Source organism: Rhodomicrobium udaipurense JA643 (genome assembly GCF_000636015.1).
GTDB classification, from domain to species: Bacteria; Pseudomonadota; Alphaproteobacteria; order Rhizobiales; family Rhodomicrobiaceae; genus Rhodomicrobium; species Rhodomicrobium udaipurense.
Map to the genome: position 1 here is coordinate 13,567 of NZ_JFZJ01000019.1, position 25,882 is coordinate 39,448.

Annotated in this window: 26 protein-coding genes and 2 tRNA genes; 16 read left to right on the forward strand and 12 right to left on the reverse strand. The window is 63.5% G+C overall.

All coding sequences use genetic code 11. The features are described from left to right. Positions 1-269 precede the first annotated feature (269 nt). Positions 270-902, forward strand: coding sequence for a glutathione S-transferase family protein (locus tag T281_RS04895; RefSeq protein ID WP_037235086.1), 633 nt, complete (start codon positions 270-272; stop codon positions 900-902). Positions 903-1,154: 252 nt separating this feature from the next. Beyond that, positions 1,155-2,978 carry a YbaL family putative K(+) efflux transporter gene (ybaL, locus tag T281_RS04900; protein ID WP_037235088.1) on the forward strand — a complete coding sequence of 608 codons (1,824 nt, stop codon included), beginning with the start codon at positions 1,155-1,157 and terminating at the stop codon, positions 2,976-2,978. A 69-nt stretch (positions 2,979-3,047) separates the two neighbouring features. Here ybaL and T281_RS04905 read toward each other — a convergent pair whose 3' ends face one another. Both T281_RS04905 and T281_RS04910 read right to left on the reverse strand, forming a co-directional pair. Continuing rightward, on the reverse strand, positions 3,048-3,914 hold the full coding sequence (locus tag T281_RS04905; protein WP_162173114.1) for a transglycosylase domain-containing protein: 867 nt from the start codon (positions 3,912-3,914) through the stop codon (positions 3,048-3,050). Positions 3,915-4,061: 147 nt separating this feature from the next. Then, the gene (locus T281_RS04910) at positions 4,062-5,051 is read right to left on the reverse strand and encodes a 2-hydroxyacid dehydrogenase (protein ID WP_013419867.1); all 990 of its coding nucleotides are present in this window, start codon (positions 5,049-5,051) and stop codon (positions 4,062-4,064) included. Between the two features lie 83 nt (positions 5,052-5,134). Here T281_RS04910 and T281_RS04915 point away from each other — a divergent pair, with 83 nt between their 5' ends. From T281_RS04915 to scpB, 6 genes are all read left to right on the forward strand, one after another. After that, on the forward strand, positions 5,135-5,662 hold the full coding sequence (locus T281_RS04915; RefSeq protein WP_013419868.1) for an SH3 domain-containing protein: 528 nt from the start codon (positions 5,135-5,137) through the stop codon (positions 5,660-5,662). Between the two features lie 20 nt (positions 5,663-5,682). Next, positions 5,683-6,006 (forward strand): antibiotic biosynthesis monooxygenase family protein, encoded by a 324-nt coding sequence (locus T281_RS04920; RefSeq protein WP_420834872.1) that lies wholly within the window; start codon positions 5,683-5,685, stop codon positions 6,004-6,006. Positions 6,007-6,321: 315 nt separating this feature from the next. Next, positions 6,322-6,413, forward strand: a tRNA-Ser gene (locus T281_RS04925). Between the two features lie 101 nt (positions 6,414-6,514). Beyond that, positions 6,515-6,670, forward strand: a complete 156-nt coding sequence (locus T281_RS18655) for a hypothetical protein (protein WP_199502330.1) — start codon at positions 6,515-6,517, stop codon at positions 6,668-6,670. A gap of 101 nt (positions 6,671-6,771) precedes the next feature. Beyond that, positions 6,772-6,856 (forward strand) — tRNA-Tyr (locus tag T281_RS04930). Between the two features lie 363 nt (positions 6,857-7,219). Continuing rightward, positions 7,220-8,137 carry a methylmalonyl-CoA decarboxylase gene (gene scpB, locus T281_RS04940; protein ID WP_081796604.1) on the forward strand — a complete coding sequence of 306 codons (918 nt, stop codon included), beginning with the start codon at positions 7,220-7,222 and terminating at the stop codon, positions 8,135-8,137. A 20-nt stretch (positions 8,138-8,157) separates the two neighbouring features. On the opposite strand, the gene acpS is transcribed toward scpB, so the two are convergent. The 6 genes from acpS to rpoZ form a co-directional block, all read right to left on the reverse strand. Further along, positions 8,158-8,559 (reverse strand): holo-ACP synthase, encoded by a 402-nt coding sequence (acpS, locus tag T281_RS04945; RefSeq protein WP_037235101.1) that lies wholly within the window; start codon positions 8,557-8,559, stop codon positions 8,158-8,160. Between the two features lie 13 nt (positions 8,560-8,572). Further along, positions 8,573-9,373, reverse strand: a complete 801-nt coding sequence (locus T281_RS04950) for a pyridoxine 5'-phosphate synthase (protein ID WP_052037061.1) — start codon at positions 9,371-9,373, stop codon at positions 8,573-8,575. Positions 9,374-9,381: 8 nt separating this feature from the next. Continuing rightward, positions 9,382-9,972 (reverse strand): DUF2062 domain-containing protein, encoded by a 591-nt coding sequence (locus T281_RS04955; RefSeq protein WP_037235104.1) that lies wholly within the window; start codon positions 9,970-9,972, stop codon positions 9,382-9,384. Positions 9,973-10,047: 75 nt separating this feature from the next. Beyond that, positions 10,048-10,641: an orotate phosphoribosyltransferase gene (gene pyrE, locus T281_RS04960; protein WP_037235107.1), complete on the reverse strand. Its 594-nt coding sequence runs from the start codon at positions 10,639-10,641 to the stop codon at positions 10,048-10,050. 35 nt (positions 10,642-10,676) lie between these two features. Continuing rightward, positions 10,677-12,917 (reverse strand): RelA/SpoT family protein, encoded by a 2,241-nt coding sequence (locus tag T281_RS04965; RefSeq protein WP_037235166.1) that lies wholly within the window; start codon positions 12,915-12,917, stop codon positions 10,677-10,679. A 132-nt stretch (positions 12,918-13,049) separates the two neighbouring features. Then, positions 13,050-13,460 carry a DNA-directed RNA polymerase subunit omega gene (gene rpoZ / locus T281_RS04970; protein ID WP_013419876.1) on the reverse strand — a complete coding sequence of 137 codons (411 nt, stop codon included), beginning with the start codon at positions 13,458-13,460 and terminating at the stop codon, positions 13,050-13,052. Between the two features lie 177 nt (positions 13,461-13,637). Between rpoZ and T281_RS04975 the strand changes: the two genes are divergently transcribed. Further along, positions 13,638-14,237 carry a general stress protein gene (locus T281_RS04975; protein WP_037235110.1) on the forward strand — a complete coding sequence of 200 codons (600 nt, stop codon included), beginning with the start codon at positions 13,638-13,640 and terminating at the stop codon, positions 14,235-14,237. Between the two features lie 49 nt (positions 14,238-14,286). On the opposite strand, the gene T281_RS04980 is transcribed toward T281_RS04975, so the two are convergent. Continuing rightward, a complete protein-coding gene (locus tag T281_RS04980; RefSeq protein WP_013419878.1) occupies positions 14,287-14,559 on the reverse strand; it encodes a hypothetical protein in 273 nt (90 codons plus the stop codon). Between the two features lie 131 nt (positions 14,560-14,690). Between T281_RS04980 and meaB the strand changes: the two genes are divergently transcribed. Genes meaB through T281_RS05000 form a run of 4 tightly spaced genes read left to right on the forward strand, consistent with a single transcriptional unit; the run spans position 14,691 to position 18,185 of the window. Next, positions 14,691-15,701 (forward strand): methylmalonyl Co-A mutase-associated GTPase MeaB, encoded by a 1,011-nt coding sequence (gene meaB / locus T281_RS04985; protein WP_037235113.1) that lies wholly within the window; start codon positions 14,691-14,693, stop codon positions 15,699-15,701. Positions 15,702-15,705: 4 nt separating this feature from the next. Then, a complete protein-coding gene (locus tag T281_RS04990) occupies positions 15,706-16,434 on the forward strand; it encodes a pyroglutamyl-peptidase I (protein WP_052037062.1) in 729 nt (242 codons plus the stop codon). Then, a complete protein-coding gene (locus tag T281_RS04995; protein WP_162173115.1) occupies positions 16,370-17,188 on the forward strand; it encodes a right-handed parallel beta-helix repeat-containing protein in 819 nt (272 codons plus the stop codon). The genes T281_RS04990 and T281_RS04995 overlap by 65 nt, the downstream gene beginning before the upstream one ends. 7 nt (positions 17,189-17,195) lie before the next feature. Then, positions 17,196-18,185, forward strand: a complete 990-nt coding sequence (locus T281_RS05000) for an Ldh family oxidoreductase (protein WP_037235117.1) — start codon at positions 17,196-17,198, stop codon at positions 18,183-18,185. 72 nt (positions 18,186-18,257) lie between these two features. Here T281_RS05000 and T281_RS05005 read toward each other — a convergent pair whose 3' ends face one another. Together T281_RS05005 and T281_RS05010 are read right to left on the reverse strand one after the other, a co-directional pair. Then, positions 18,258-20,414 carry a transglycosylase domain-containing protein gene (locus T281_RS05005; protein ID WP_155955104.1) on the reverse strand — a complete coding sequence of 719 codons (2,157 nt, stop codon included), beginning with the start codon at positions 20,412-20,414 and terminating at the stop codon, positions 18,258-18,260. Between the two features lie 283 nt (positions 20,415-20,697). Then, complete coding sequence (locus tag T281_RS05010) at positions 20,698-22,071, reverse strand: UDP-glucose dehydrogenase family protein (RefSeq protein ID WP_037235119.1); 1,374 nt, start codon at positions 22,069-22,071, stop codon at positions 20,698-20,700. A gap of 277 nt (positions 22,072-22,348) precedes the next feature. Here T281_RS05010 and T281_RS05015 point away from each other — a divergent pair, with 277 nt between their 5' ends. Next, positions 22,349-23,008 carry a glutathione S-transferase family protein gene (locus T281_RS05015; protein ID WP_037235121.1) on the forward strand — a complete coding sequence of 220 codons (660 nt, stop codon included), beginning with the start codon at positions 22,349-22,351 and terminating at the stop codon, positions 23,006-23,008. 43 nt (positions 23,009-23,051) lie between these two features. Here the strand turns inward: T281_RS05015 and serB are convergent, their stop codons facing one another. Beyond that, positions 23,052-23,960, reverse strand: a complete 909-nt coding sequence (gene serB, locus T281_RS05020) for a phosphoserine phosphatase SerB (RefSeq protein WP_037235128.1) — start codon at positions 23,958-23,960, stop codon at positions 23,052-23,054. Between the two features lie 128 nt (positions 23,961-24,088). On the opposite strand from serB, the gene miaA reads away from it, so the two are divergent. Further along, positions 24,089-25,039 (forward strand): tRNA (adenosine(37)-N6)-dimethylallyltransferase MiaA, encoded by a 951-nt coding sequence (miaA, locus tag T281_RS05025; protein ID WP_037235176.1) that lies wholly within the window; start codon positions 24,089-24,091, stop codon positions 25,037-25,039. Between the two features lie 179 nt (positions 25,040-25,218). Continuing rightward, positions 25,219-25,882, forward strand: a 664-nt coding sequence (locus tag T281_RS05030) for a thiamine pyrophosphate-binding protein (protein WP_037235129.1), incomplete at its 3' end; no start/stop codon positions are given.

The following is a 25,882-nucleotide window of genomic DNA, read 5'->3' on the forward strand; positions in this document are numbered from 1 at the left end:
GACGTTGATCCCGAATAAAGTTGCCCCTGAGAGACGAGGCCACCTGCATTGGCCCCCACCCCCGCTAGCCAAAATGGCTTCGTCTCTCTTTTTCCTCCCAATGCCTATCAGGCCCTATAGCTACTCCGTGCCGAAACCGCGCGGCGAACTCGCTGCACGCAACGCGATCCCAAACGGCATTCAACTTTGCGTGCCTTGGCGCGGCGCGACATCCGACCGACGCGATTCGGCTTTAGAGCTGAGACAGGAAACGCGCACGGAGAACCCGGATGGCAAGCGAGATTATTTTCTACACAAACCCGATGTCGCGCGGCCGCATCGTCCGCTGGATGCTGGAAGAGGTCGGGCACCCATACCGCACTGAGATCGTCGAATACGGTCCGCAAATGAAGTCGCCGCCCTATTCCGACATCAACCCGATGGGAAAAGTGCCAGCGCTTCGCCACGGCGACGCTGTCGTGACCGAAACCGCCGCGATCTGCGCATACCTCGCGGATGCTTTTCCAAAAGCGGGGCTGGCGCCAACGCCGCAAAGCGCCGAGCGCGGCCGCTATTATCGCTGGATGTTTTTCGGCGCCGGTCCACTCGAAGCCGCCATCACCAACAAAGCCTGTGGCTTCGAGGCGTCCGAAGAAAAAAGCCGCATGTTGGGTTACGGGAGTTTCGCCTCCGTGATGGACACGCTGGAGAAGGCCGTGTCCGCATCGGATTATCTCGCAGGCGACACTTTCAGCGCGGCCGACGTCTATGTCGGGTCGCAGGTCGCATGGGGCCTCCGATACGGCACCATGGAAACGCGCCCCGCGTTCGAGCGTTACTGGGACCGGCTCAAGGATCGCCCCGCCGCTATCCGCGCCGCTCGGATCGACGACGATCTGCTCGCGAAGATCAGGCCAGCCTAATCGATCGGGGCTCTCAGTTGTATCGATGCGAATGTGGATACAAGAAACGCGTCGATTGAGGGAAGGAAAGCTTTATTACAACCCCAAGAAGTGCGAAAAAAGGGACGGCAGACACATCTGGCGTCTCAAGCGCTTCGTTCGGCCACACAGCGCAGTCGCCCCAAAATGGTTGACGAAAGCGCTCAGGCATATTCCATTTACGGAATAAGCATCCCAACCTGAACGCCCCCACACGCGAGGAACGAAAGCCGCATGCCTCATGACACGCCGCTCATTGCAACCGTTGTTGGCGGCCTTGGGTTCGCGTTCATTTTCGGGGCTATTGCCAACCGCCTTCGCCTGCCGCCGCTCGTCGGCTATCTGCTCGCCGGTATCCTCGTGGGGCCGCACACGCCCGGCTTCGTAGCGGATCAGTCGCTCGCGCCGCAGCTTGCGGAACTCGGCGTCATTCTGCTCATGTTCGGCGTGGGGCTGCATTTCTCGCTATCGGATCTGCTCTCTGTCCGAAAGATCGCCATACCCGGCGCAATCGTGCAGATCACGCTCGCAACGATCCTCGGCCTCGGCCTCGCGCTGGGGATGGGTTGGCCGGTCGGCGCTGGCCTCGTCTTCGGTCTTGCGTTGTCGGTGGCGAGCACGGTCGTTCTGCTGCGCGCGATGCAGGAGCGTCGCCTCATCGAGACGGAGCGCGGGCGCATCGCGGTCGGATGGCTGATCGTGGAGGATCTGGCCATGGTGCTGGCGCTGGTCCTGCTACCGGCGCTCGGCCCGCTGATCGGCGCCACGGGCAACAGCGCACCGGACCCGCTGGCGACGCATCTCGGCTTAGACCTCGGACTCACCGGCATTCTCTTCGTCACTTTCGCGAAGGTCGGCGCTTTCGTTGCGCTGATGCTGATCGTCGGGCGACGCGTAATCCCGTGGCTCTTGCACCGCATGGCGCATACCGGTTCGCGTGAGTTGTTCCGCCTGTCGGTGCTTGCCATCGCGCTCGGTGTCGCGTTCGGCGCATCGGAACTGTTCGGCGTTTCGCTCGCGCTCGGCGCATTCTTCGCGGGCATGATCATGAGCGAGTCCGAGTTGTCGCAGCGGGCGGCACAGGAGACGCTGCCGTTGCGCGATGCCTTCTCGGTGCTGTTCTTCGTCGCCGTGGGCATGCTTTTCGACCCCACGAGCCTCGTCAACGACCCGCTGCCAATCCTCGCCGTGCTCTTCATCATCGTGATCGGAAAATCGGTCGGCGCTTTTCTGATCGTGATCGCCTTCGGTTATCCCATCGCCACCGCACTCACGATTTCGGCGAGCCTCGCACAAATAGGGGAATTTTCGTTCATACTCGCCGACCTGGGCATCCAGCTCGGCGTCTTGCCGAAGCAGGGGCGCGACCTCATTCTCGCGGGCGCGCTGCTGTCAATCGTGCTGAACCCGCTCGTCTTTGCAGGAGTGGATCGTCTGAAGCCGTGGTTCGAACGTCGCCGACCGCCCGCTGAGACGGCGCCCGACGCGCCGCGGACATCAACACTGGCCAAGGAAGCGGAACCGGCCGAGAGCGACGACGGCCCACCGCCGCCGACCAAACTGAAGAACCACGCTGTGCTCGTGGGCTACGGCCGCGTGGGTAGTCTCGTCGGCAAGGCGCTGAAGGAGAGTGGCAAGCCCTTTCTCGTTATCGAGGACGGCGAAAAACCCCTGGCGAGCCTTCGTACGGAAGGCATCGAAGTTATCGTCGGGAACGCTGCCAGCTCGGACATTCTCGCCGCCGCGAATCTCAAGGGCGCGAGCGACCTTATCGTCGCCATTCCGAACGGCTTCGAGGCCGGACAGGTTGTCAGTCAGGCGCGCGCGACGCATCCCGGAATGCGCATCGTGGCTCGCGCCCACTCCGATGCGGAGGTTGAGCATCTGATGAGCCTCGGGGCGAACGCCGTGGTGATGGGCGAGCGTGAGATCGCGCGGGGGCTGATCGAGGAGATGGCGGGCGGCACCGCAGCAACTGCGCCGGACGGTACGCTCAAGGCTACAGCTGTGGCGCGAGGCGGCGAGCCCGGCATCCAGCGCGAGGATCGCGTCGTCTGAGCAGGCGGCGCGTTCTTATGGGGCTTTTCGCGTCCTCTTTAGCTTTGGGAAGCGGCAGTTCGGCCGCCGTCAACGCGACGAGCGTGGAAAGCCATGTCGCTCGACTACGGTCAATGGCCGCGCCGCAGCGGCTTCTGCTTCCCCATTTGGGATGAAGCCGCGCGCCGCCATCTCGCTCAGAACCCAATTCCTACGTTCCTGCGCTTTTTGAGAATTCTTCGGGTCGCTGTAATAAGTGGGCGCTTTCACCAGCGCGGCAAGATACGCTGCTTCCTCAACCGCTAGTTCTGACGGCTTTTTGTCGAAGTGACGACGCGCCGCCTCCACGACTCCGAAAGCGCCTCGGCCGAGGTAAGCGTGGTTCAGGAAAGTGCCAAGGAGCGTGTCCTTGTCGAGGAGCGCTTCCAGCCGCTCCTGCCAAAGCGTCTCCTTCAATTCGCGCTTGACCGTCGACTGTCGCCCGAGTTGGGTTAACATCAAATTTCTTGCCAAGGCTTTGGAAAATCTCGAATAACAGAGTTTGGTTGAATCGGAGGCATCTATCGAGCCGCGCGTCATCACGCGAGCGAGGGCGATATTGCTGAAAAGGATCAGGCGACCCACGCATTCGCTGAAGTCGGCTCGCTGCCGTTGGTAAAATTCCGGGTCTTCAGCAACGACAAATGCGTCGCGAACCTTTTTCGGCAAAGCCGTCAGGGAAGCGATCTCGCGTTTCGAAACGTTGGTAGAAGTTAGTGTCTGTTCAAGCGCTTCGGCGATCTGCGTGCTGGATGAAGGTAGTTCCTCGCAACTCTTCAGAAACTCGGCTTCAGTGGGCTCGGGTTCGCCTTTTTCCTGCGCGTAAAGCTGCCAATGGAAGGAATTCTTTAGCGCGATGACCAATATCGCCGCCTTGGCGGAGCAGTTTTCCGAAGAAGATAAAGCGCGCGCGGGCATCGCGAACGCCCCTGACACGAGCATCGAGCCCGCGACGATCCAAGACAGCCTCACGCGCCGCTCCGAAAATTTCCGGACTGTTGCACCATGTCAGCTCCACTTATCAAAATTTGCTTCGTCGCAAACCGATCAGAGCAGGCACAAAACTCAGAACATCGCCGCATGCACGCGATCCGGCGGATTGTGACCGTCGAGGAACGTGCGGATGTTGATGATGACCTTCTCGCCCATGTCGAGGCGGCCTTCGATGGTCGCCGAACCGAGATGCGGCAGGACCACAACCTTCGGATTGCGCAGAAGCTTAGGATTGATCGCCGGCTCGTTCTCGAACACGTCGAGGCCAGCGCCTGCGACCTCGCCCGCCTCGACCATGCGCGACAGCGCGTTCTCGTCGATGACTTCGCCACGCGCGGTGTTGACGATATAGGCCGTCGGCTTAAGCAGCTTGAGGCGGCGCGCCGACAAGAGATGGAACGTCGCGGGGGTGTGCGGGCAGTTCACCGAGATGATGTCCATGTGGGCGAGCATCTGATCGAGGCTTTCCCAATAGGTCGCGCCGAGTTCGGCCTCGACTGCGCCCGGCACGCGGCGGCGGTTATGATAGTTGATCGACAGGCCGAACGCCTTGGCGCGGCGCGCGACGGCGCGGCCGATGCGGCCCATGCCGATAATGCCGAGCTTCTTGCCCCAGATGCGGTGCCCAAGCATCCATGTCGGCGACCAGCCGTGCCACTCCTTGCCGTCCTGCAGGTAGTCGGCGCCTTCCACGAGGCGGCGCGGCACCGAGAGGATCAGCGCCATCGTCATGTCCGCTGTATCTTCGGTAAGGATACCCGGCGTATTGGTGACGATGATGCCACGATTGCGCGCCGTTTCGAGGTCTATGTTATCGACGCCGGTGCCGTAGTTGGCGATCAGCTTCAATTGAGGGCCGGCCGATGAAAGAAGCGTCTTGTCAATCCGGTCGGTTACGGTAGGAACGAGCACGGTCGCCGTTCGCATCGCCGCCGCGAGCTGGTCCCGCGTCATCGGTGCGTCGGAAGCATTGAGCGTCACGTCGAACAGCTCGCGCATGCGGGCCTCGACTAGCTCGGGAAGTTTGCGGGTGACGACGACTTTAACGTTTTGTGCGGTCATAGGGGGCTCGACATGGCCGGCTTGGCCTTGATGGACAGGTGCAACGCAATTTCGCTCCCGTTATCTAACAGATACGGCCCGCGATGACAAAGTTTCGGATCGTATGCGGCATATTGGTCGCGTTCTCGTTTTTTTCCGGCGTATCGTTAGCGCAGGAGGCGGCGCAACGCAATGCCGGGCCCGTCACGGGGCTGCCTTTGCCGCGCTTTGTCAGCCTGAAAGCGAGCGAGGTAAACGCGCGCGTCGGTCCCGGCGGCGAGTATCAGATCGCGTGGGTGTTCCGCCGCGCTGGGTTGCCTGTGGAAGTGATCGCCGAGTTCGAGAACTGGCGGCAGGTGCGTGATTCGGAAGGCGGAACCGGTTGGGTGAACGCGGCGCTGACAAGCGCGCGTCGAACAGCGGTCGTCGCCCCCTGGGTGAAGGATCGCATGCTGTTCCGGCTGACCGCGACGCGGGGCGGCGGCACGCTCGTCGCGCAGATCGAGCCGGGCGCAATCGTCGATATCGCGCAATGCGACGGCGAGGATTGCGAGGTCTATGCGAGCAAGCAGAAGGGATATCTGCCGCAAAAGAGCCTTTGGGGCGTGTATCCCGGTGAGAAGGTGAAGTAGCTGCGCCCGAGGGCGAGGCAATGACGCACGGGAAAGGGACGGCAATGGTCTACGAAATCTGCGAAATTCATGTGAAAGAGGGTGAGGAAGCGGCATTCGAGGCGGCGGTGAAGGAAGCTGCGCCGTTCTTCCAGCGCTCGAAGGGTTGCCTCGGCCTTGAGCTTCAGCGCACCATCGAATCGACGTCGAAATATCGGCTCGTCATCCAGTGGGAAACGCTCGACGATCACATCGTGCATTTCCGCAACTCGGAAAACTTTCAGGAGTGGCGGAAGCTCGCCGGGCCGTTCTTCGCCCAGCCGCCGCATGTCGAGCATACGGATGTGGCGCTGACGGCGTTCTGACGGCGGCGCGAGCATTCAAGTTTCTGCTGTTCGCGCTTAAAAAAAGCTGCTGGCACCCTCGACCGGAGCCGGAAGCGCGGGCCGACCCATCCGCGCAAGCCGTAGATGGAGCGCGATGGGCGAACATTCTGGACAAAGGGGCCGCGCGGACGCGCAATTTTCAGACGCTTGACGAAGTATCCACGGACCGTCGCAGTCTATCTGATTGTTACGGAGAAAATTGACGAAGCAATGGATTGCGTCCATCCGATTCCGATGATAGAAACGGCGAACTCGGGAACCGGCGGTTCCACCGTCCGGGTTTTTGACGTGCGTGGAGACGTGGCCGAGAGGCTGAAGGCACTCGTTTGCTAAATGAGCAGACCCCTAAAAGGGTCTCGAGGGTTCGAATCCCTCCGTCTCCGCCATCCACCCAAGGTTTATTTTAAGCGAAGACCGCAGCGGGATTGACCAACTTGCATTTCCATGACTTGCGCGGCACGGCTGTAACCGTGCTCGCGGAGGAAGGATGCACCGACATGCAAAATCGGCGTCGATCACAGGCCACAGCCTGAAACAGGTTGCGTCGATCCTGGTCAAATATCAGGCTCGGACGCGCGAACTCAACGTCGTCGCCACCAAAAAAATGGAGGAAACATGGATTGCCAAACTCGCGATGGGCTGATAGAGAATGCGCCACCAAGTGGCTAACACGGTGTCTAACTTCCCGGCATTTACGGTTTGTTCACTTGGCTACGCCAGCTAAGACACTGATCTGTCTGGCATGGAGGGGTGCCCGAGTGGCTAAAGGGGACGGACTGTAAATCCGTTGGCTAAGCCTACGTTGGTTCGAATCCAACCCCCTCCACCATTTCTGAAAATCGCGATCCCCGCTCAAATATGGAAAAAAGGCGCGTTCGTATCTCCGACCGTCGTCATATTGTCCAATGCCCGAGTTATGGCTAACTGCTTGGGGGGCGCCTGATCGGGCCGCTCGGCCCAGAGTGCCTTGGATCAACCCCGTTCACCCGGTCAAAGCGCGGATAGGGCATTTTCGTCTTTCCGCGAAACGAGAGAAAGAAATCTCGAAAAGCCTCCAGGTTTTGGAGCAACGCGTTTTCTTCGCGCAAACCGGGCTCCATTTCGCTCGAATGCGCACTAAAATCATGGAAATCGACCAACCCGGCGTCGCGACGAATTCGTAAAAGCGCGACGCCCCGGCGAAGGATAAAACGTGGCTGAAACTTCCCCTCCCGCTGCTTCCGCACCCGAATTCGATGAACGCCGCTCGGCTGTTTCGGCCGACACGGCCGACACGTCGGGCGACGAAAACACCGAGGCTTCGGTGAGCACGTCGGCCGATAACGCGCCGCGACCGATCATCATCACAGACGTGAACGGTCACATCGGGACCATCACCCTCAACAACATGGCCAAGCGCAACGTTCTCAGCTCGGCGCTGCTCGACTCGCTCACGGCCGCCCTCGAAGAGTTCAAGGCGCAGTCGGTGCGCGTGGTGATCGTGCGCGGGCAGCCGAGCGTCAAGGTCTGGTCCGCCGGGCATGACGTCAGGGAGCTACGCCGCGGGCATCAAGATCCGCTCGGCTATGCCGATCCGCTGGAACAGGCGCTGCGGGCGATACGCTCGTATCCGGGGCCGGTCATCGCCATGGTGCAGGGCTCGGTGTGGGGCGGCGCCTTCGATCTCGTCCTTTCCTGCGATATGATCATCGCGGACGAAACCTCGACCTTCGCGATCACCCCAGTCAATCTAGGCCTGCCGTACAATACGACCGGCCTCCTGCACTGCCTCAACCGGTTGCCGGTGAACTTCATCAAGGAGATGTTTTTCACCGCCAATCCGGTGAAGGCGGAGGCCGCCGAACACTGGGGTATCATCAACCACGTCGTCCCCTCGACGGAGATCGAAACCTTCACTCAAACGCTGGCGCAGCACATCGCCACGAAAGCGCCGCTCGCCGTCGCCGTCGTGAAAGAGCAGCTTCGGGTGTTGACCGACTTCCAGCCGGTGGCGGCGCAGGTGTTCGAGCGCATCCAGAACATGCGGCGCGAGGTCTATGAGAGCGCCGACTACCAAGAAGGCGTCGACGCTTTCCTCGAAAAGCGAAAGCCGGATTTCCAAGGCAAGTAATCGGCCGACTGGCAGCGGCTCTATGCTTTCGGCAGCGCCTCGATAATCACGAAGGCCTGTGCAAGCGGGTAATCGTCGGTGATCGTGAGGTGAATGCGCGCCTCGTGGCCGTCCGGCAGCAGCGCCGCGAGCCGCTCGCCCGCGCCGCCGGTGAGCCGCATCGTCGGCGCGCCGGACGGCAGGTTCGTCACGCCCATGTCGCGCCAGAACACGCCGTCCGCGAGGCCGGTGCCCAGCGCCTTGGCGCAGGCTTCCTTCGCCGCGAAACGTTTGGCGTAGGATGCTGCGCGCGCGGTCCGCGCGTCGGATTTCGCGCGCTCCTTCTCCGTGAACACGCGGTCGAGGAAGCGGTCGCCGTAGCGCGCGATTGTCTTCTCGATGCGGCGGATGTCGGTGAGATCGCTGCCGATGCCGATAATCATGGCTCGCGTGGCGCTATTGCTGCTGTTGCTGTTGCTGCTGGGCCGATGCGTTGTCGTCGGGCCGCTTGCTGGCGCCCTTCGCGATGGCCGCCCGCATGCGCCAGATCGCTTCCGACAGGCCGATGAAGATCGCTTCGCCGATGATTACGTGACCGATGTTCAGCTCACGGATCTCCGGGAAGGCGGCAAGATGCTTCGCGGTTTCGAAGTCGAGGCCATGGCCTGCATGCACTTCGAGACCGGCGGACGCGGCGAGCGTGGCGGCCTTGGCCAGCCGGTCGAGTTCCGCTCGGGCCGTTGCCTCGTCGCGCGCGAGCCACGCCTCGCAATATTGACCGGTGTGCAGTTCGACCACGGGCGCCCCCATGCGAGCAGCGGCTTCGATCTGGCGCGGCTCGGGATCGATGAACAATGACACGCGTATGCCGTCGTCTACGAGCCGCTTCACGATGGGGAGCAGGTGATCTTCGCCGCCCGCAGCGTCAAGGCCGCCTTCGGTCGTCAGTTCCTCGCGACGCTCGGGCACGATGCAGCACGCATGCGGCTTCGTAACGAGCGCGATGCCAGTCATTTCTTCGGTGGCGGCCATTTCGAGGTTCAGCGGCGCGGCGATCTCCGCCTTGATGCGGCGAATGTCCTCGTCGCGGATATGGCGGCGATCCTCGCGCAGATGCGCTGTGATGCCGTCCACGCCCGCCTTCACCGCTACGCGCGCCGCCTCGATGGGATCCGGCCGCGCGCCGCCCCGCGCGTTCCGAAGCGTCGCGACATGATCGATATTGAGGCCGAGCCGAACGGGAGATTTTACAGGCATGATACCACTTACCGGAGAGATGCAGCCGTCTTCGCAGGCACGGAGCGCTGCGCGCTCTTCTGCAATTCGAGCAGACGGCGTATGAAAACATAGATGACGGCTGAAATCGCGCCGCCGAGGACAAGCGCGCCGAGCGCCATCGGCTTCAGCACCGGCCAGAGCCCTTGCACGGCGGTGGCGATGCTGTCCGGCGAGCCGCTAGTCAGGCTTTCGCCGAGCGCCTGCGCGCCGGACTGGAAGTGGCTGAGGTCGGCGTTCGCGGGGTTGCCGAGGAAGATGCTGCCGAGCGTGAAGGTTGAAACCCAGATCAGCGGATAGGTGATCGGGTTGCCGGCGAAGGTGCCCACCTGCGAGGCGAAGACGTTGCCGCGCAGTACGACCGCCAGCACGGCCGCCAGCAGCATCTGAAAGCCGAAGAACGGCGTGAATATCGCGAACACGCCAGCCGCGCAGCCGAGCGCGATGCTGTGCGGCGTAGATTTGATGCGAGCGAGGCGATAGAACATGTAGCGCATGGAACGGTCGAAGCTGCGCGTCGGCCAGAGCGCGTTACGCACCCGTCGGCCTATCGAAAGCGGTTCCTTGCGTTTGAAAAGCATAAATCCCAGCCTGAAAGCCAAGCGCCTTCGCGAATGCCAACCTCTTCCGTCTCCTGACAGAATCGGTATCGCCGGTTAAACCTTCAAGCCCCGGCTACCCGGCTTTACAGCGGGTATACCTTTGACGGAGGCAGGGATTTGATCGGGCGGGAAGATGGGAATGTCAAGCCGAATGAGGGGGACGAAAGGCACCGGCAGCTTCGCGCGGCCGCCGGACCGGTCGACGAGCGACGCGGCTGCGACAACGGTTCCGCCCGCCGCTTCCGCAGCTTCGATGCATTCGCGCGAGGAAAGGCCGGTGGTGACGACATCCTCGACCATGATGCAGCGCTGGCCCGGCTCGATGCGGAAGCCGCGCCTCAGTGCGAACACCCCGTCCACGCGCTCGAAGAAGATTGCGGGCAGGCCAAGCTGGCGGCCCATCTCATAGCCAACGACGACGCCGCCCATGGCTGGCGACACGACGAGGTCTATGCCGTCGGCGAGGCCAGCGGCCCGGATCTTCCCGGCGAGCGCTGCGCAGAGCCGTTCGGCGCGCTTCGCGTCCATCAGCACCCGCGCGCATTGGAGATAGGCGGTCGAGTGGTTGCCCGACGACAGCACGAAGTGGCCTTCGAGCAGCGCGCCAGCGTCGCGGAATTCTGTGAGCACGGCTTCGTCGGTGAGCATGAGGGATCTTTCTATAGGTGGTCCGATGAGTGCGGTCAGGCGATAACGCGGCTCGCCGTGCTGACCACGGGGAGGTTTTTGACGCCGTTGACGATATCCGTCAGATGCTTGAGGTCAAGAACCTCAAGGTCGATGAGCATCTCGGTATAGTCCCGGGCGCGCGTGACCATTTGCAACTTGTCGATGTTGCCGCGCGCCGCGCCGATCACGCTCGCGATGCGGGCGAGGCTTCCCGGCTCGTTGAGCGCGGTCACCTGCATGCGCGCCGGGTAAAGTTCGGTCGTGCCTTCCTGAATGTCCCACGTCACATCGATCCAGCGGTCGAGTTGATCTTCGAAGGCGCGAAGCTTCGGCGAGTGGATCGGGTAGATCGTGATGCCCTTGCCGGGATCGAGAATGCCGACGATGCGTTCGCCCGGCACCGCGCCGCCCTCCGCGAGCTTGACGATCGGCGAGCCGTCCGCGTTTTGCAGCGGGACGCCCTTGCTCCGCAATTCCCGGTCGGAGCCGGTGAGAAGCCCCGCCCAGCGGAACTTGAAGCCGGCGACGCGGCCGAGGTTGAACCAGCCTGCCTCGTCGCGCGTGATGGTGCGGCGCTTCGGGGGGACGTCGCTGCGGAAGTTCGGATCGAGCGCGCCCAGCACCTCGTCCGCCGCAATATCGCCCTGCCCCACGGCCGCCAGCAGGTCTTCCGCCGTCTTCATCTGAAAACGCGGCAAGATGGGCGAAAGTTCGGTGTCGGGTGCCTTGTCGGCGCGCTCCAGCGCAGCCTTCATGATGTCGCGGCCGAGCGCGAGATATTGCTTGCGCACGGCTTCGCGCGTGGCGCGGCGGATAGCGGAGCGCGCCTTGCCGGTGATGACGGCGTTTTCCCACGCGGCGGGCGGCGTCTGCGCCTCCGACAGGATGATCTCGACCTCGTCGCCGTTCTTGAGTTCGGTCAGAAGCGGCATGTGCCGCCCGTTGATCTTCACGCCGACGCAGTGATTGCCGATATGCGTGTGCACCGCATAGGCGAAGTCGATGCCGTTTGCGCCGCGCGGCAGGGCGATCAGGCGGCCCTTCGGCGTGAAGCAGAACACCTGATCGAGGAAAAGTTCGAGCTTCGTATGCTCAAGGAATTCTTCGGGATTGTCGCCTTCGAGGAGGTTGTCGACGAGCTTGCGGAGCCACTGATAGGCCGTGCTCTCGCTCGGTTGCGGCCCCTGAGCGCCGTGTTCGTCGCCGTGCAATTTGGCAAGCGCCGCGAGTTTGTAGCCCGAATGCGCGGCGACGCCGTATTCCGCGATCTGGTGCATTTCGGCCGTGCGGATCTGCAACTCCACGCGCTGGTGGCGCGGCCCGACGATGGTCGTGTGGATCGATTTGTAATCGTTGTGCTTCGGTGTCGAGATGTAGTCCTTGAAGCGGCCCGGCACCACGCGCCACGTGCGATGCACGACGCCGAGCGCCGTATAGCAATCCTGCACATCAGGCACGATGACGCGGAAGCCATACACATCGGACAGTTGCTCAAGCCCGATCTGCTTGTTCTGCATCTTGAGCCAGATCGAATAGGGCTTCTTCTCGCGGCTAGTGACGTCCGCCTTGATGGCCTGCGCTTCGAGCTTGGTCCTGAGTTCGCTCGCGATTTCCTCGGTCAGCCCGCGGTTCTGTTCGCGAAGCACATTGAGGCGCGACATGAGCGTTTCGTAAGCCGCCGGATGCAGCCAGCGGAAGGACAATTCCTCCAACTCGTCGCGGATTTCCTGGATGCCCATGCGGCCCGCGAGCGGCGCATAGATGTCCATCGTCTCCTGCGCGATGAGGCGGCGCTTCTCGGCCCTCATATGCTCAAGCGTGCGCATGTTGTGCAGCCGATCCGCGAGCTTGACAAGCAGCACGCGCACGTCGCTCGAAATGGCGATCAGAAGCTTGCGGAAATTCTCGGCCTGCTGCGTCTTCTTCGAGACGAGGTTCAGCTTTTCGATCTTGGTGAGGCCATCGACAAGCGCGGCGATGTTCGGACCGAAAAGCTTTTCGATCTCATCTTTCGTGGCCTGCGTGTCTTCGATGGTGTCGTGAAGAAGGGCGGTGGCGATTGTCTCGTCATCGAGCTTGAGCCCGGTCAGGATCGCGGCGACCGCCAGCGGGTGGGAAAAATACGGATCGCCCGAGGCGCGCTTCTGCTGGCCGTGCGCCTGCATGGCATAAACGTAAGCGCGGTTGAGCAGCGCCTCGTTGGCCTTGGGATTATAGCTCAGAACTTTTTCAACGAGATCGTACTGCCTCATGATCTTGGGCGGCTGCGATCTCGTTCGTGTTTCTAGCTGCACGGCCTCAACTGTCTGTTGCTCTTCATTTACGCCACGAGAATAAGTGAAATTCCAGACTTAACCAAGCGTGACGCAGCGCCGTGAACAGCGAAATTATCCTTTGGAGCGTCCGCCGCTTGCGGCCTCGGCCGGAATGCTGCGCGCGAGCCCCTGAAGAAGCTCTTCTTCGGTGATGCGGTCGATCTGCTGATCGGCGAACTGATCGTCCGGGCCGAGCACGTTGGCCTGCCGCGAACTCGGCAACGAGGGCGCAGCTTCGGCCTCGGGCTCGTCGACCTCGACGTGCGATTGCAGCGAATGGATGAGGTCTTCCTTCAGATCTTCCGGCGAAACGGTCTGATCGGCGATTTCACGAAGCGCCACCACAGGGTTCTTATCGTTGTCGCGGTCGATCGTGATGGGCGCGCCAGCCGAAACCGCCCGGGCCCTGTGCGCGGCGAGGAGCACAAGTTCGAAGCGATTCGATACCTTATCAACGCAATCTTCTACGGTGACGCGTGCCATGAAAACCTCAAATGTTGGGAGGTCGCTAAAATAGGACCGCCTGCCAGCATTTGCAAGCTCAAGTTGGCACGCGAGGCTTGCGTGGAGCTTTCCTTGATTCGGCCGGAACACTCGCGCCCCCACGTGCCTTTCCCTCACAAGAAGATTTGATGCGCCTCCAAATGCGGAAGACACGCCATGACAGTCACCATCACCCACGTCTACGACACTTATGAAAGCGCTGAAAGCGCCATACGAGAGCTTGAGGCCGCCGGTTTCCATCGTGACGAAATCAGCATCATCGGCACCAATGCGAAGGCCGTCGAGGATTTCCGCGCGATGGAAGAGAAAGCGGAAGGCGATGCCGCTGCCACGGGCGCTACGCTTGGCGGCGTAGCCGGTGCGGGCGCGGGCATGCTCGCTTCGCTGGGACTGGTCGCGATTCCGGGCATCGGTCCGCTGGTCGCGGCGGGCGTTCTGGCGACGACACTGGCGGGCGCGGCCACGGGCGCGATTGCGGGCGGACTTCTCGGCGGGCTCGTAGCTTACGGCATTTCGGAAGACGAAGCTGAAGTCTACGCCGAATCTTTGAAGCGCGGCGGCACGCTCATTTCGCTTCGCGCGGCTGAAGACAAGGCCGACGAAGCCGAGCGGATCATGCTCCGCCACCGCCCGGTGGATATGGAAGTGCGCGCCGACCAATATCGGGCCGATGGCTGGCAGGGTTATGATCCAGAGGCGCCCGCTTTTCCACAGAAGGAAAGCGGCACCGGTCGACAACAGCCGCGCGCGATGTAGCCAAGAAAAGGAGTGCGCCTTGCGCGCTCCTTTTATCGATGCGCGCCATTTATCGCCCGCGCGACAATTCCTCGCGGATGATCGCCGTAACGCAAGTTGCCACGATGCCCGGCAGATCCGAACGGAGCGCCACGATCTCGCTTCGCAGCGCGGACACTTCCTTGCGGATATCGCCGAGTTCGGCTTTTATCTCAAGGAGTGCGTTCTCGTTATCTGTCACCTTGCGCAGGATATGGCGCGACACGGCTTTTTCGCCCTTTGCGTCTTCTTCCAGAAGCGTTACGCGCCGGTTCAGCGTCGCAATATCGGACTCGTCGTTCATTTGTGTCTCAGGCCTCGGTTCGCGCCATCATACAAAGTGGAAAACTGTTTCGCAATTCGTGACCGCCCGTTAAGCTTTTTTGAGCCGCACGCATCTTGTCTGCGGCCCACGGTTCTTCTAAGCCATTTCACATGAGCGCTGAATCGCCTCCGCACCCGGATCACAGAGACGTCGAAGACCTTGCACGGGGCGTTCGCTCCGGCAATCGCGTGTCCGTCGCGCGCGCCATCACCCTGATCGAGAGCCGCAAGCCCGCGCATCGCGTGAAGGCGCGGCTTCTGCTCACGACTTTGAACGATGCCGCCGGGAGCGCGCTTCGCGTCGGCATTACCGGCGTGCCGGGCGCGGGCAAGTCCACCATGATCGACGCGCTGGGAACGCTGCTTGTGCGGAAGGGCCATCGCGTGGCCGTGCTCGCGGTCGATCCGTCCTCGACGCGGTCGGGCGGCGCGATCCTCGGCGACAAGACCCGCATGGCGACGCTCGCCGCCGAAGAGAACGCGTTCATTCGTCCGTCGCCATCCTCGGGAACGCTCGGCGGCGTGGCACGCACCACGCGCGAAACGATCCTTCTTTGCGAGGCGGCGGGCTTCGACGTTATCCTCGTGGAGACGGTCGGCGTCGGGCAATCGGAGGTCACGGTTGCCGGCATGGTGGATTTTTTCCTCCTCCTGATGATCGCGGGCGGCGGCGACGAATTGCAGGGCATCAAGAAAGGCGTGATGGAACTCGCGGACATGATCGCGATCACCAAGGCCGACAGCGGCAACGAACACGCCGCGCGCCGCGCCGCAGGGGATTACCGCGCCGGGTTGCACATCCTCACGCCTGCGAGCGCCACGTGGAAGCCGCCCGTCATCACGATTTCCTCGCGCGACGGCATCGGCCTTGAGGATTTATGGGCGAATGTGCTGTCCCATCGCGCAACCCTCGAAGCGACCGGCGAGTTCGCGTCCAAACGCCGCGATCAGGATGTGCGCTGGATGCATGCGATGATCGAGGATCAGATCCGGCAGGCTTTCCTCACGAATGAAGCGGCCACCGCGAAAATCGCGGCGCTTGAAAGCGAAGTGCGGCGCGGCGCAAAGCCGCCATCCGTCGCCGCCGATGAAGTGACCAGCCTCATCTTCGGGCGCGCGTGACGCGATGGCTGGGGCGAACCCCGTCCGCGTGCTCGTGACCGGCTTCGGCCCGTTTCCCGGCGTGCCGCATAATGCATCGGAAACGCTCGTCCGCCTCCTCGCGATGCAGGCGGCATTCCGCACTGCCGAAATCGAACTATCGACTGCCGTGCTTCCTGTATCCTGGGCAACCGCACACGAGGCCACAAAGAGCGCCGTTGCCACATTCGCGCCGGACGCAGTTCTGCATTTCGGCGTTTCGAGGCGCGCCACCGCCTTCGAGATCGAGTCCCGCGCGGTGAACATCAGCGGTCCGCGCCCTGACGCGCACGGCCATACCTTGCCACCCATGCCGCTCGTCCGGGCGGGCGCGCCGCACCTTACGCCGACGCTGGCTCCGCTTCACCTCATCCGCGCCCTGCGCCGCGCGAACGTCCCGGCGGAACTGTCGCGAAACGCAGGCCGTTATCTGTGCAACGCGCTTTATTATCGAAGCCTCGCGCGCGAAGGCGATGGTGGCCCGCTCGCGGCATTCATTCACATGCCGGTTCTGGGCGATCCTTCACTGCGCCCGCGCATCACCATCACGGAAGCCGTGGATGCCGCCCGGATTCTCGTTCAGGCCGCAGCCGAAGCTGTGCTACGCGCAAAGAGGCAAACGGCACGCCACGGCAGGAGTCGACACGGCAATGGATCGCAGACATTTCATCGGGATGGGTGGAGCGGCCGCGCTGTTTGGCGCGAGCGCGGCTGAAGCGGCTGCTGCCGTCTCCGAACGATCCGGCAGGGCGCTTTCCGATTTCGGGGTGATCGCGAACGGCGAGGCGGATCAGACGACCGCCATGCAAAAGGCCGTCGACGCACTCGTCGAAGCGGGGCAGCCGATCCTTGTGCCAGCGGGACGCTATCGTGTCGCGGGCGTGCAACTCCCGTCCAAGGCGACGCTCGTCGGAACATCCGGCCTCAGCGTTATCGCAGCGCCGCCCGGCCGCGCGGCCTTCGAATGCGTCGGCAAGCAGGGGGTGAGCTTGCGCGGCCTATCCTTCGTCAATCAGGGCCTTATCGCACGCGAATGTCGCAATCTGACGGTCGCTGATTGCGAGGTCCTTTCGAGCGACGGCGACGGCCTCTATTGCGGCGGCTCGGGCCTGCTCGTCACCGGGAACCGCGCGGCATCCTGCGCGAAGGCGGGCATCTGGGTCGAGGGTGACGGCCTCGTCACAAACAACCTCATCGGCGGCAACGGGCGCTTCGGCCTTCGCATCGGCAGCGCGTGGCGGCTCGGCACCGTGACTGTGATTGCGAACTCCATCGACGGGCCTGCGGTCGGCATCGGCGTTTCGAGCGCGGAGCAGGGCTACGCCATGATCGCCATGAACATGATCGCCGGCGCGAAGGAAGGCGGCATCCGCGCGCTCGACGGCGATACGCTCATCGGCAAGGATCTGACGCGCGGCGGCTCGGAAGCATTCCGCAACCTCGCCATCGCCGCGAATGTGTCGATGTGAGCCAATCATGCCGAATTTGACCATCCAGGAAGCGGAAGACCTCACCGCCGGTGCCCTGCAACGCTCTGGCGCGAACGCTGCTAACGCCGCGAGCACGGCGCGCGCGCTCGTCGCGGCGGAAGCGGACGGCCTAAAGGGGCATGGGCTCGTGCGGGTGCCGACTTACGCCGCGCAGTTGAAAGCGGGAAAGGTAAGGGGCGATGCGGTGCCAGCCGCGAGTCAGGCGCGCCCGGCAGCGGTTCTGATCGACGCCGGTTTCGGCTTCGCGTATCCCGCTCTCGAACTCGCGGTGGAACGGCTCGGCCCGCTTGCCCGCGCGCACGGCATCGCGATGGCAGGCATCACACGCTCGCATCATTGCGGCGCGGCGGGGCTTCCGGTCGAAGCGTTGGCGCGCGATGGCATCGTCTCGCTGCTCTTTGCAAACGCCCCCGCCGCGATGGCGCCTTGGGGCGGGCGGACGCCTCTTTTCGGCACAAACCCGCTGGCGTTCGGCTGCCCGCTGCCGTGCAGCGATCCCATCGTCGTCGACATGTCGTTGTCGAAGGTGGCGCGCGGCAACATCATCGCGGCTAAGCGCAAGGGCGAGGCGATCCCGCCCGACTGGGCGCTCGACGCGGAGGGCCGCCCCACGACTGACCCGGCGGCGGCGCTGGCAGGCACCATGGCCCCGCTAGGCGACGCGAAGGGCGTGGCGCTCGCGCTCATGGTCGAGCTTCTCGCCGCGGGGCTGACGGGCTCGCGCTTCGCGGCCGAGGCGACATCGTTCCTCGATGACATCGGCGAACCGCCCGCCACCGGTCAACTCATGATCGCCATCGACCCGCTCGCCTTCTCGGACGGTGCGCTTGAGCGTTTCGCAGTGCTCGCCAAGATGATTGAAGCGCAGGACGGCGCGCGTGTGCCTGGAGCGCGGCGGTTTCAGATTCGCGCGGCCTCCCGCCGGGGCGGGCTGAACATCGCGGAGTCGTTGGTTGCGGAAATCGCCGCGCTGTAGCGGTCAGCCCTCAGAGCATGATCCGCAAAAGTGGAAGCCGATTTTGCGATAAGCCCATGCTCAGGCAAAAGCCTAAAGCGGCGCCCGGCGCGCGCGACCCTGCGGAGCCGCCAGAGGCGGCGGCCCGGTGGGTGCGGCCTCCGCGTCGGACACCTCGCGGCGGCGGAAGGGATTGCGCGCGGGCACGTTCGAAAGCCCGATGGCGTCGGCCGTGTGCTGGATGAACTCGGGCGGCAGTCCGGTCCCCGGCAGCGGCTTCGCCATCAGCCCCGCATGCGCCTTCAGCATGACCTGCTTCCAGATTTCGGCCGGAAGCGAGCCGCCCGTGACGCCACGCATGGGGCTCGCGTTGTCATTGCCCATCCAAACTCCGCCGACCCACTGCGCCGTGAAGCCGATGAACCACGCATCCTTGTATTTCTGCGATGTCCCAGTCTTGCCCGCAGCCGGATAGAGGTCGAGCGAGGCCGCCATCGCCGTTCCGCCCGCAACGACGGAGTTCATCATGTCGTTCATGGCGGAGATGGCGCGCGGAGACACGATGCGCGGCGGCGGCGCCTTGGAGCGCTCGAACAGCACGCGGCCCTGATCGTCGCGGATGCGCTCCACTATCTCAGGCACGACCGAGAAGCCGCCATTGGCGAACACCGCGAAGCCCGAGGTCATTTCGAGGAGCGTCGTTTCGGAGGTGCCGAGCGCCATGGTGAGCCCCACATTCTTCGCCGACAGCACGCCGAGGCGGTTCGCGACCTCCACCACGCGGTCGGTGCCGACAGCCTTCGCGAGGCGCACGGCGGCCATGTTGCTGGAATGCGTGAGCGCCTGCCGCAGCGTGATTTCGCCGCGATAGGTATCGCCGAAATTCGAAGGCTTCCAGCCATCGACCTCGATGGGCGCATCCTCGATTTTCGTGTCCGGCGTCCAGCCTGCCTCGACGGCGGCGAGATAGATGAACGGCTTGAAAGCAGAGCCCGGCTGCCGCATCGCGCGAACGGCGCGGTTGAACTGGCTTTCCGCGTGATTGCGCCCGCCGATCATGGCGCGGATCGCACCGTCCGGCGTCATCAGCAGCACGCCAGCCTCGGTTGCCCGCGCGGTGCGGCCCTTGTTGCGGATGACATCCTCGACCGCCGTACGCGCCGCGAGTTGGAGGCCCGCGTCGATGGTCGTCTCAACCACGAGGTTGCGATCAGTCTCGCCGGTCAGCATGGGCGCGACTTCCGCCACCCAGTCCGCGACAAAGCCGAAGCCGGGCTTCGATGGTGGCACCTTGAGTTCGGCCGGATGCGCCAGCGCCTCGGCATACTGATTGATGTCGATCTGGTCCGTCTCGGCGAGGATGCGCAGGATTTCCTTCGAGCGGTCGCGCGCACGGTCCATGTTCGACGTCGGCGAATAATAGGACGGCGCCTTGATGAGCCCCGCGAGCAGCGCCGCTTCGCCGAGCGTCACGTCTTTCGGCTCCTTGCCGAAATAGGAATGCGTCGCCGCGCCTATGCCGAAATTGCCGCCGCCGAAATAGACGCGGTTCAGATAGAATTCGAGGATCTGCTGCTTGGTGAACCGGCTCTCAAGCCAGATCGCGAGGATGAATTCCTCGGCCTTGCGGGTCCATGTGCGCTTCGGCTGAAGGAACAGGTTCTTCACGAGCTGCTGCGTGATGGTGGAGCCGCCCTGCACGACTTCGCCGGAACTCCAGTTCTTGCTCGCGGCGCGCGCCAGCCCGATGGGGTCGAGCCCGAAATGATAAAAGAAGCGCCGGTCCTCGGTCGCGAGCACGACCTTGACGATGTTCGGCGGGATCTCGCCATAGGGCACGTAATTGCGCCGCATGCCGCGCTCGGCGATGAACTCGCCGCCGCGCGCTAGAATCGTGAGGTTCGGCGGCAGGCGAAGCACCATGGCCTGACGCGGATCGGGAAGCACCGTGGCGTAGTAGGTGACGACGGCCAGAAGTGTGATCGCGCCCCATCCGACGGCGACGATCAACCACGGGATCAGTTGAAGGAGCGGGCGATGTGCGCTGCGGCGCGGTTCGGCCAGCGGCGATTTGATGACGAGCCAGAGGGAGAAGGCCCGGATGATCTTCCATGTTGCGACGAAGACGGCGCGCACGCCAGTCGCGAGGGCATGCGCCAGAAAAGCCGCCGCCACGCGCGCATGATGAGCTGCTGCCGCCCCGAAAGAAGCAGCACGCTCTTCGCCTTGGCCCACACGCCACTCGGCCACGCAACGCCCTCACAAACGCCCACATAACGCGCGCCGGAGAACCGGACGCGACCACCCACGCTGCCCACGCGGATAGTTTTATGAAAGTTAGGCGTGTGTGATTAAGGGCGCGTTAAGGGGAGCGGCCAGCGAACCAGTTCGCAACCGCCCGGCGGCTCAATCGCCGGCCAAGCCGGAGCAGCGCGAAGGATCGGCCCTCGCGCTGAGATTTTTGAATGGTGCAAGTTTTCGCGCGCGAACGCCGAAGGGTTGCCCGCGCGCCGACGATGACGGTGCACGCGGCTTACGCCGTCAGCGTACCGTCCGCTCCCTCGATGAGGATGCCGTCGTTGCCGAAGGTTGAGCCGTCGTCCGCGCGCGGCTTGTCGGGGCGGCCGACGCTCGTATAGGCGAAGCCCGCATCCCGCGCGAGGTCGGCGCGGTAGATGTTGCGAAGGTCCACCAGCACGTCGCCGCTCATTTTCTCCCTGAGCGCGGGCAAGCTGACGGCGCGGAACTCGTTCCACTCGGTGAGAACCACGGCGGCGGCTGCGCCTTCGGCTGCTTCGAGCACGCTCTGGCACCAGACGAGGCCCGGCAGCAACGGCTCGGCCTGATGGCGGCCTTGCGGATCGTAGACGCGCACCGTCGCGCCGCGTTCCTGAAGCATCGGCAGGATCACGAGGCTTGGCGCATCGCGCATGTCGTCGGTGTTCTGCTTGAAGGTGACGCCGAGCACGGCCACCGTCTTGCCCGCGACATCGCCGCCGAGCGCGCGGATCACGCGGTGCGCCATGGCGATCTTGCGCTCGTTGTTCACCTTCTCGACCTGTTCGACGAGCGTCAACGGCGAGCGCGCCTCGCGCGCGGTGCGGGCCAGCGCGGACACGTCCTTCGGGAAGCAGGAGCCGCCATAGCCTGGCCCCGGATGGAGAAACTTGTCCCCGATGCGGCGGTCTGAGCCGATGGCGCTGGCGACCTGCTGCACGTTCGCGCCGACCTCTTCGCACAGATCAGAGATTTCGTTGATGAAGCTGATCTTCATGGCGAGGAACGCATTCGCCGCATATTTCGCAAGCTCGGCGCTTTCGCGGCTGACGAACATCACGGGCGCGCTGCGCAGGCGGAGCGGCTCGTAAAGGCGGTCCAGAACCTCGCGAGCGCGGTTGTCGTCCACGCCAACGAGCACGCGGTCGGGGTGCATGAAGTCCTGAATGGCCGAGCCTTCGCGCAGGAACTCGGGGTTCGAGCAGATGGCGAAATCGGCGTCCGGGCGGAGGCGGCGCATGCGGCGTTCGATCTCGCGGCTCGTGCCCACGGGCACGGTCGATTTCGTGGTGATGACCGTGAAGCCCGTCAGGTGCGGGGCGATTTCCTCGACCGCCTGATACACATAGGAGAGGTCCGCGTAGCCGTCGCCGCGACGCATCGGCGTGCCCACCGCGAGGAAGATGAGATCCGCCTCGCGCGCCACTTCGGCCAGCTCCGAGGTGAAGCGCAGGCGGCCGGAGCGCACGTTCTTTTCGACGAGCACATCGAGGCCCGGCTCATAGATCGGGATTTCGCCGCCGTTCAGCTTGTCGAGCTTCGAGGCGTCCTTCTCGACGCAGGTCACGTCCCAGCCGAATTCTGAAAAACAGGCGGCGGAGACAAGGCCGACATATCCGGCACCGATCATGCAAATGTTCACGGCGAGGCTCTCTCTGTGCGGGATCCGCACGCTGTTGCGGTTTGTGAAACCTGACAGTTAGCGATGATCCACAATGGTGGAGTGATTTTTTGCACCTTTTAGACGCTCACCGCAGCCACCGCAATCGCCAGCGCACCGCAACCTCCCCGTTTGCATGGCTATCCACCGGCTGCATCGCTTTTTTCGATGATGGCTTGGGACGCTTCGCCGCTTGCCTCGATCCTGCGCTTCGGGATTTATATCCAAAAGCTCGGAGGGCCGTCAGGTGCATAACGAAATCGTTCTCGTGATCGGAAACAAGGCGTGGTCGTCCTGGAGCCTGCGCCCGTGGCTTGCGGCGAAGGTTGCAGGGATTCCGTTCCGCGAGGAGCATGTTCAACTTCGGCAGCCCGACAGCGCGGCGCAGATCGCGCGGCATTCGCCCTCGGCCCGCGTGCCCGTGCTGAAGCGCGGCGCGCTCGCCGTGTGGGATAGCCTCGCCATCTGCGAATATCTTGCGGAAATCTCCGCGCATGTGAAGCTCTGGCCGGACGATCCGGCGGCGCGCGCGGTCGCACGGTCGGTCGCTGCCGAGATGCATTCGAGCTTCCACGCGCTGCGGAAAGAGCTTTCGATGGACTTCCACGCTCGCGTCAATGGCGTCGAGCCGTCTGACGCGGCGAAGGCCGATATCGCGCGCATCGTCGCTGTGTGGCGGGATACGCGCAAGGCTTATGGCGCGGGCGGCTCGTTCCTGTTCGGCGCGTTCTCGGTCGCGGATGCGATGTATGCGCCGGTTGCGACACGTTTTCGCACCTACGGCATCAACCTCGCTGCCTTCGGCGACGACGGCACGGCTGCGGCCTATGCGCACGAAGTGCTCGACCTGCCCGCGATGCACGACTGGGGCCAAGGCGCGGCACGCGAGGGGATCGCGGCGCGGTAGTTACGGACCCGTCGGCGACGGCGCCTTTCGGCGCTGCCGGCGTCTACGTGATCGAGGTGACGAAGTCCTCGCGCTTGTAGCCCTGGAAGAACAGCAGCGTCGTTAGCTCGGTATGGAGCACCTGCGCGTCTGCCTCCGCCGCGACGACCGGCTTCGCGCGATAGGCAACGCCAAGCCCCGCCGCCTTCAGCATGGAAAGGTCGTTCGCGCCGTCGCCGACCGCGATCACGTCTTCCGGCGAAAGCCCGTTCGCGGTGGCTTCGTCGTTCAGCGCCGCAAGCTTGGCCTCGCGCCCGAGGATCGGCTCTTCGACGCCCGCGAGCTTGCCGTCTTCCCAGATGAACTGGTTGGCGCGGTTCTTCGCGAAGCCCGCCATACCGCCGACCGCGCGCGTGAAATAGGTGAAGCCGCCCGAAACGAGCACGGTATGCCCGCGATGCGCGTTCATCGTCTCGACCAGCGCCTGCGCACCGCGATTGAGCGTGATTCGTTCGGCGAGCACCCGCGAAAGCTCGGTCTTCGGCATGCCCCGAAGCAGCGCGATGCGCTCGCGCAGCGCGTCCGCGAAATCGAGTTCGCCCCGCATCGCCCGCTCCGTCAGCGCCGCGATCTGCGGCTTGATGCCCGCAAAATCGGCCATCTCGTCAAGGCACTCCTGCGCGATGATGGTCGAGTCCATGTCCGCGATCAGCATACGCTTCCTGCGGCCCTGCGCTGGCTGAACGCAGAAATCCACGTGCGCGTCGCCAAGCGCAGCAGCGACCGTTGCCTTCAGGTCTGCGGCGGCAACCTTTTCTTCCGGCGCAAGCGCCAGGATAAGGTCCAGCGCCTCGCCTTCGGACAGCCAGCCGAATTCGAGATCGCCATTCAGGTCGCGTTGCAGTTGCGCGGAGAGACCGAGGAGGAGATCCTTCGATTCGGGCGCGGCGGTGAGTGTGATGGCAATGTCCATGGGGAGACTGGCTTGATCCGGTTTTTATGTGCAGGTGCGAAAAGAATGCGCTCTTCATATCGCAGGCGGAACCCGCGCCGCAAGCGCACGTTTGCCGCTCGCTTCTCCGGCAGCATCAAGGCTTCGCGATGACCGACGAAAAACCGAAAGCGGTTCTCATCATCGGCGCGACGGCAAGCGGCAAGTCGGCGCTGGCGCTCGATGTCGCGGAGCGGTTCGGCGGCGTAGTCATCAACGCCGATTCGATGCAGGTCTACGCCGAGCTTCGCATCGTCACGAACCGCCCTACGCCTGCGGAGGAAACGCGCGCGCCGCACCGGCTTTACGGGTTTCGCCCCGCGCGCGAACCCTATTCGACGGCGCTTTGGCTCGCTGATGTCGCACGCGAAGTCGCGGACGCCGAAGCGCGCGGTCTGTTGCCGGTGATCGTCGGCGGCACGGGGCTTTATTTCAAGGCGCTGACCGAGGGGCTTTCCACCATCCCCGAAATCCCGGCCGAAATTCGCGCAAATTATAGACTGCGGGCGGAGACGGAGCCGACGGAAGCGCTCCACGCCGAGCTTTCCCGCCGCGACGCCGCCACCGCCGCGACCATCCGCCCGAGCGATCCCCAGCGCATCGCCCGCGCGCTTGAAGTGCTGGAGGCCACCGGTCGCCCGCTAGCGGACTGGCATGCGCAGAAGGAGCCGCCGCTTCTGTCGGCGGCGGACGTGCTGCCGGTCGTGGTGGAGATCGACCGCGCCGCGCTCTACCGTCGCTGCGACGAAAGGTTCGACCGCATGATCGAGGCAGGCGCTATCGAAGAGGCGCGGGCCATCGATGCGCTGCACCTTGATGCAGCTCTCCCCGCCATGCGCGCGGTTGGGCTGCCGCCTTTGATTGCCTTCGCGCGCGGCGAGATTTCGCTCGGCGACGCGGCCGAACGCGCCAAGACCGCAACGCGAAATTATGCGAAGCGACAGCTTACGTGGATTCGGAATAATTTTATTTCGCAAGATAGCTATTTCACGAAAGAAATGCAAGGAACAAAGGGTGAAATCAATCTGTTTATCCGAAAACGCTTGACCGCTTCTCACTAAAGGATTAGCGCAGTCTAAACAGAAGCGTGGTTGCCGTCACGTTAACAAGAGCATGGACAGGCAGAAGCGCCCGAGAGCCTCGGTTCTCGCGGCGGTTTTTTTGTCCGATGCGTCCGTGTACGGCGCGCGATTTTGAAGGTGGGGCGGTCGCAAAGGCCGCGTTTGACTGGAGTTTTTCTATGGCACGCGCGATGACGGGCGCAGAAATTGTTCTGCAAGCCCTCGCCGATCAGGGCGTCGAACACATTTTCGGCTATCCGGGCGGCGCCGTACTTCCGATTTACGACGAGATTTTCAAGCAGAACGGCATCAAGCACTTCCTTGTGCGGCATGAGCAGGGCGCGACACACGCGGCCGAAGGCTATGCGCGCTCGTCCGGCAAGGTCGGCGTCGTGCTCGTCACCTCCGGCCCCGGCGCAACGAACGCCGTCACTGGCCTCGCCGACGCGCTCATGGATTCCATTCCGCTCGTCTGCATCACAGGTCAGGTCGGCACCGCCCTCATCGGCTCCGACGCCTTCCAGGAATGCGACACGGTCGGCATCACGCGCCCCTGCACGAAGCATAATTACCTCGTCAAGGACGTGAACGACCTCGCACGCATCCTGCATGAGGCGTTCTACGTTGCGCAGAATGGCCGCCCCGGCCCGGTCGTGATCGACATCCCGAAGGACGTCCAGTTCGCGAAGGGCACCTATATCGGCCCGAACAAGGTCGTTCACAAAACTTACCGTCCGCAGGTGAAGGGTAGCCCGCAGGCGATCCGCGACGCTGTGGACCTGATCGCCGGCGCGAAGAAGCCGATCTTCTACACGGGCGGCGGCGTCATCAACTCCGGCCCCG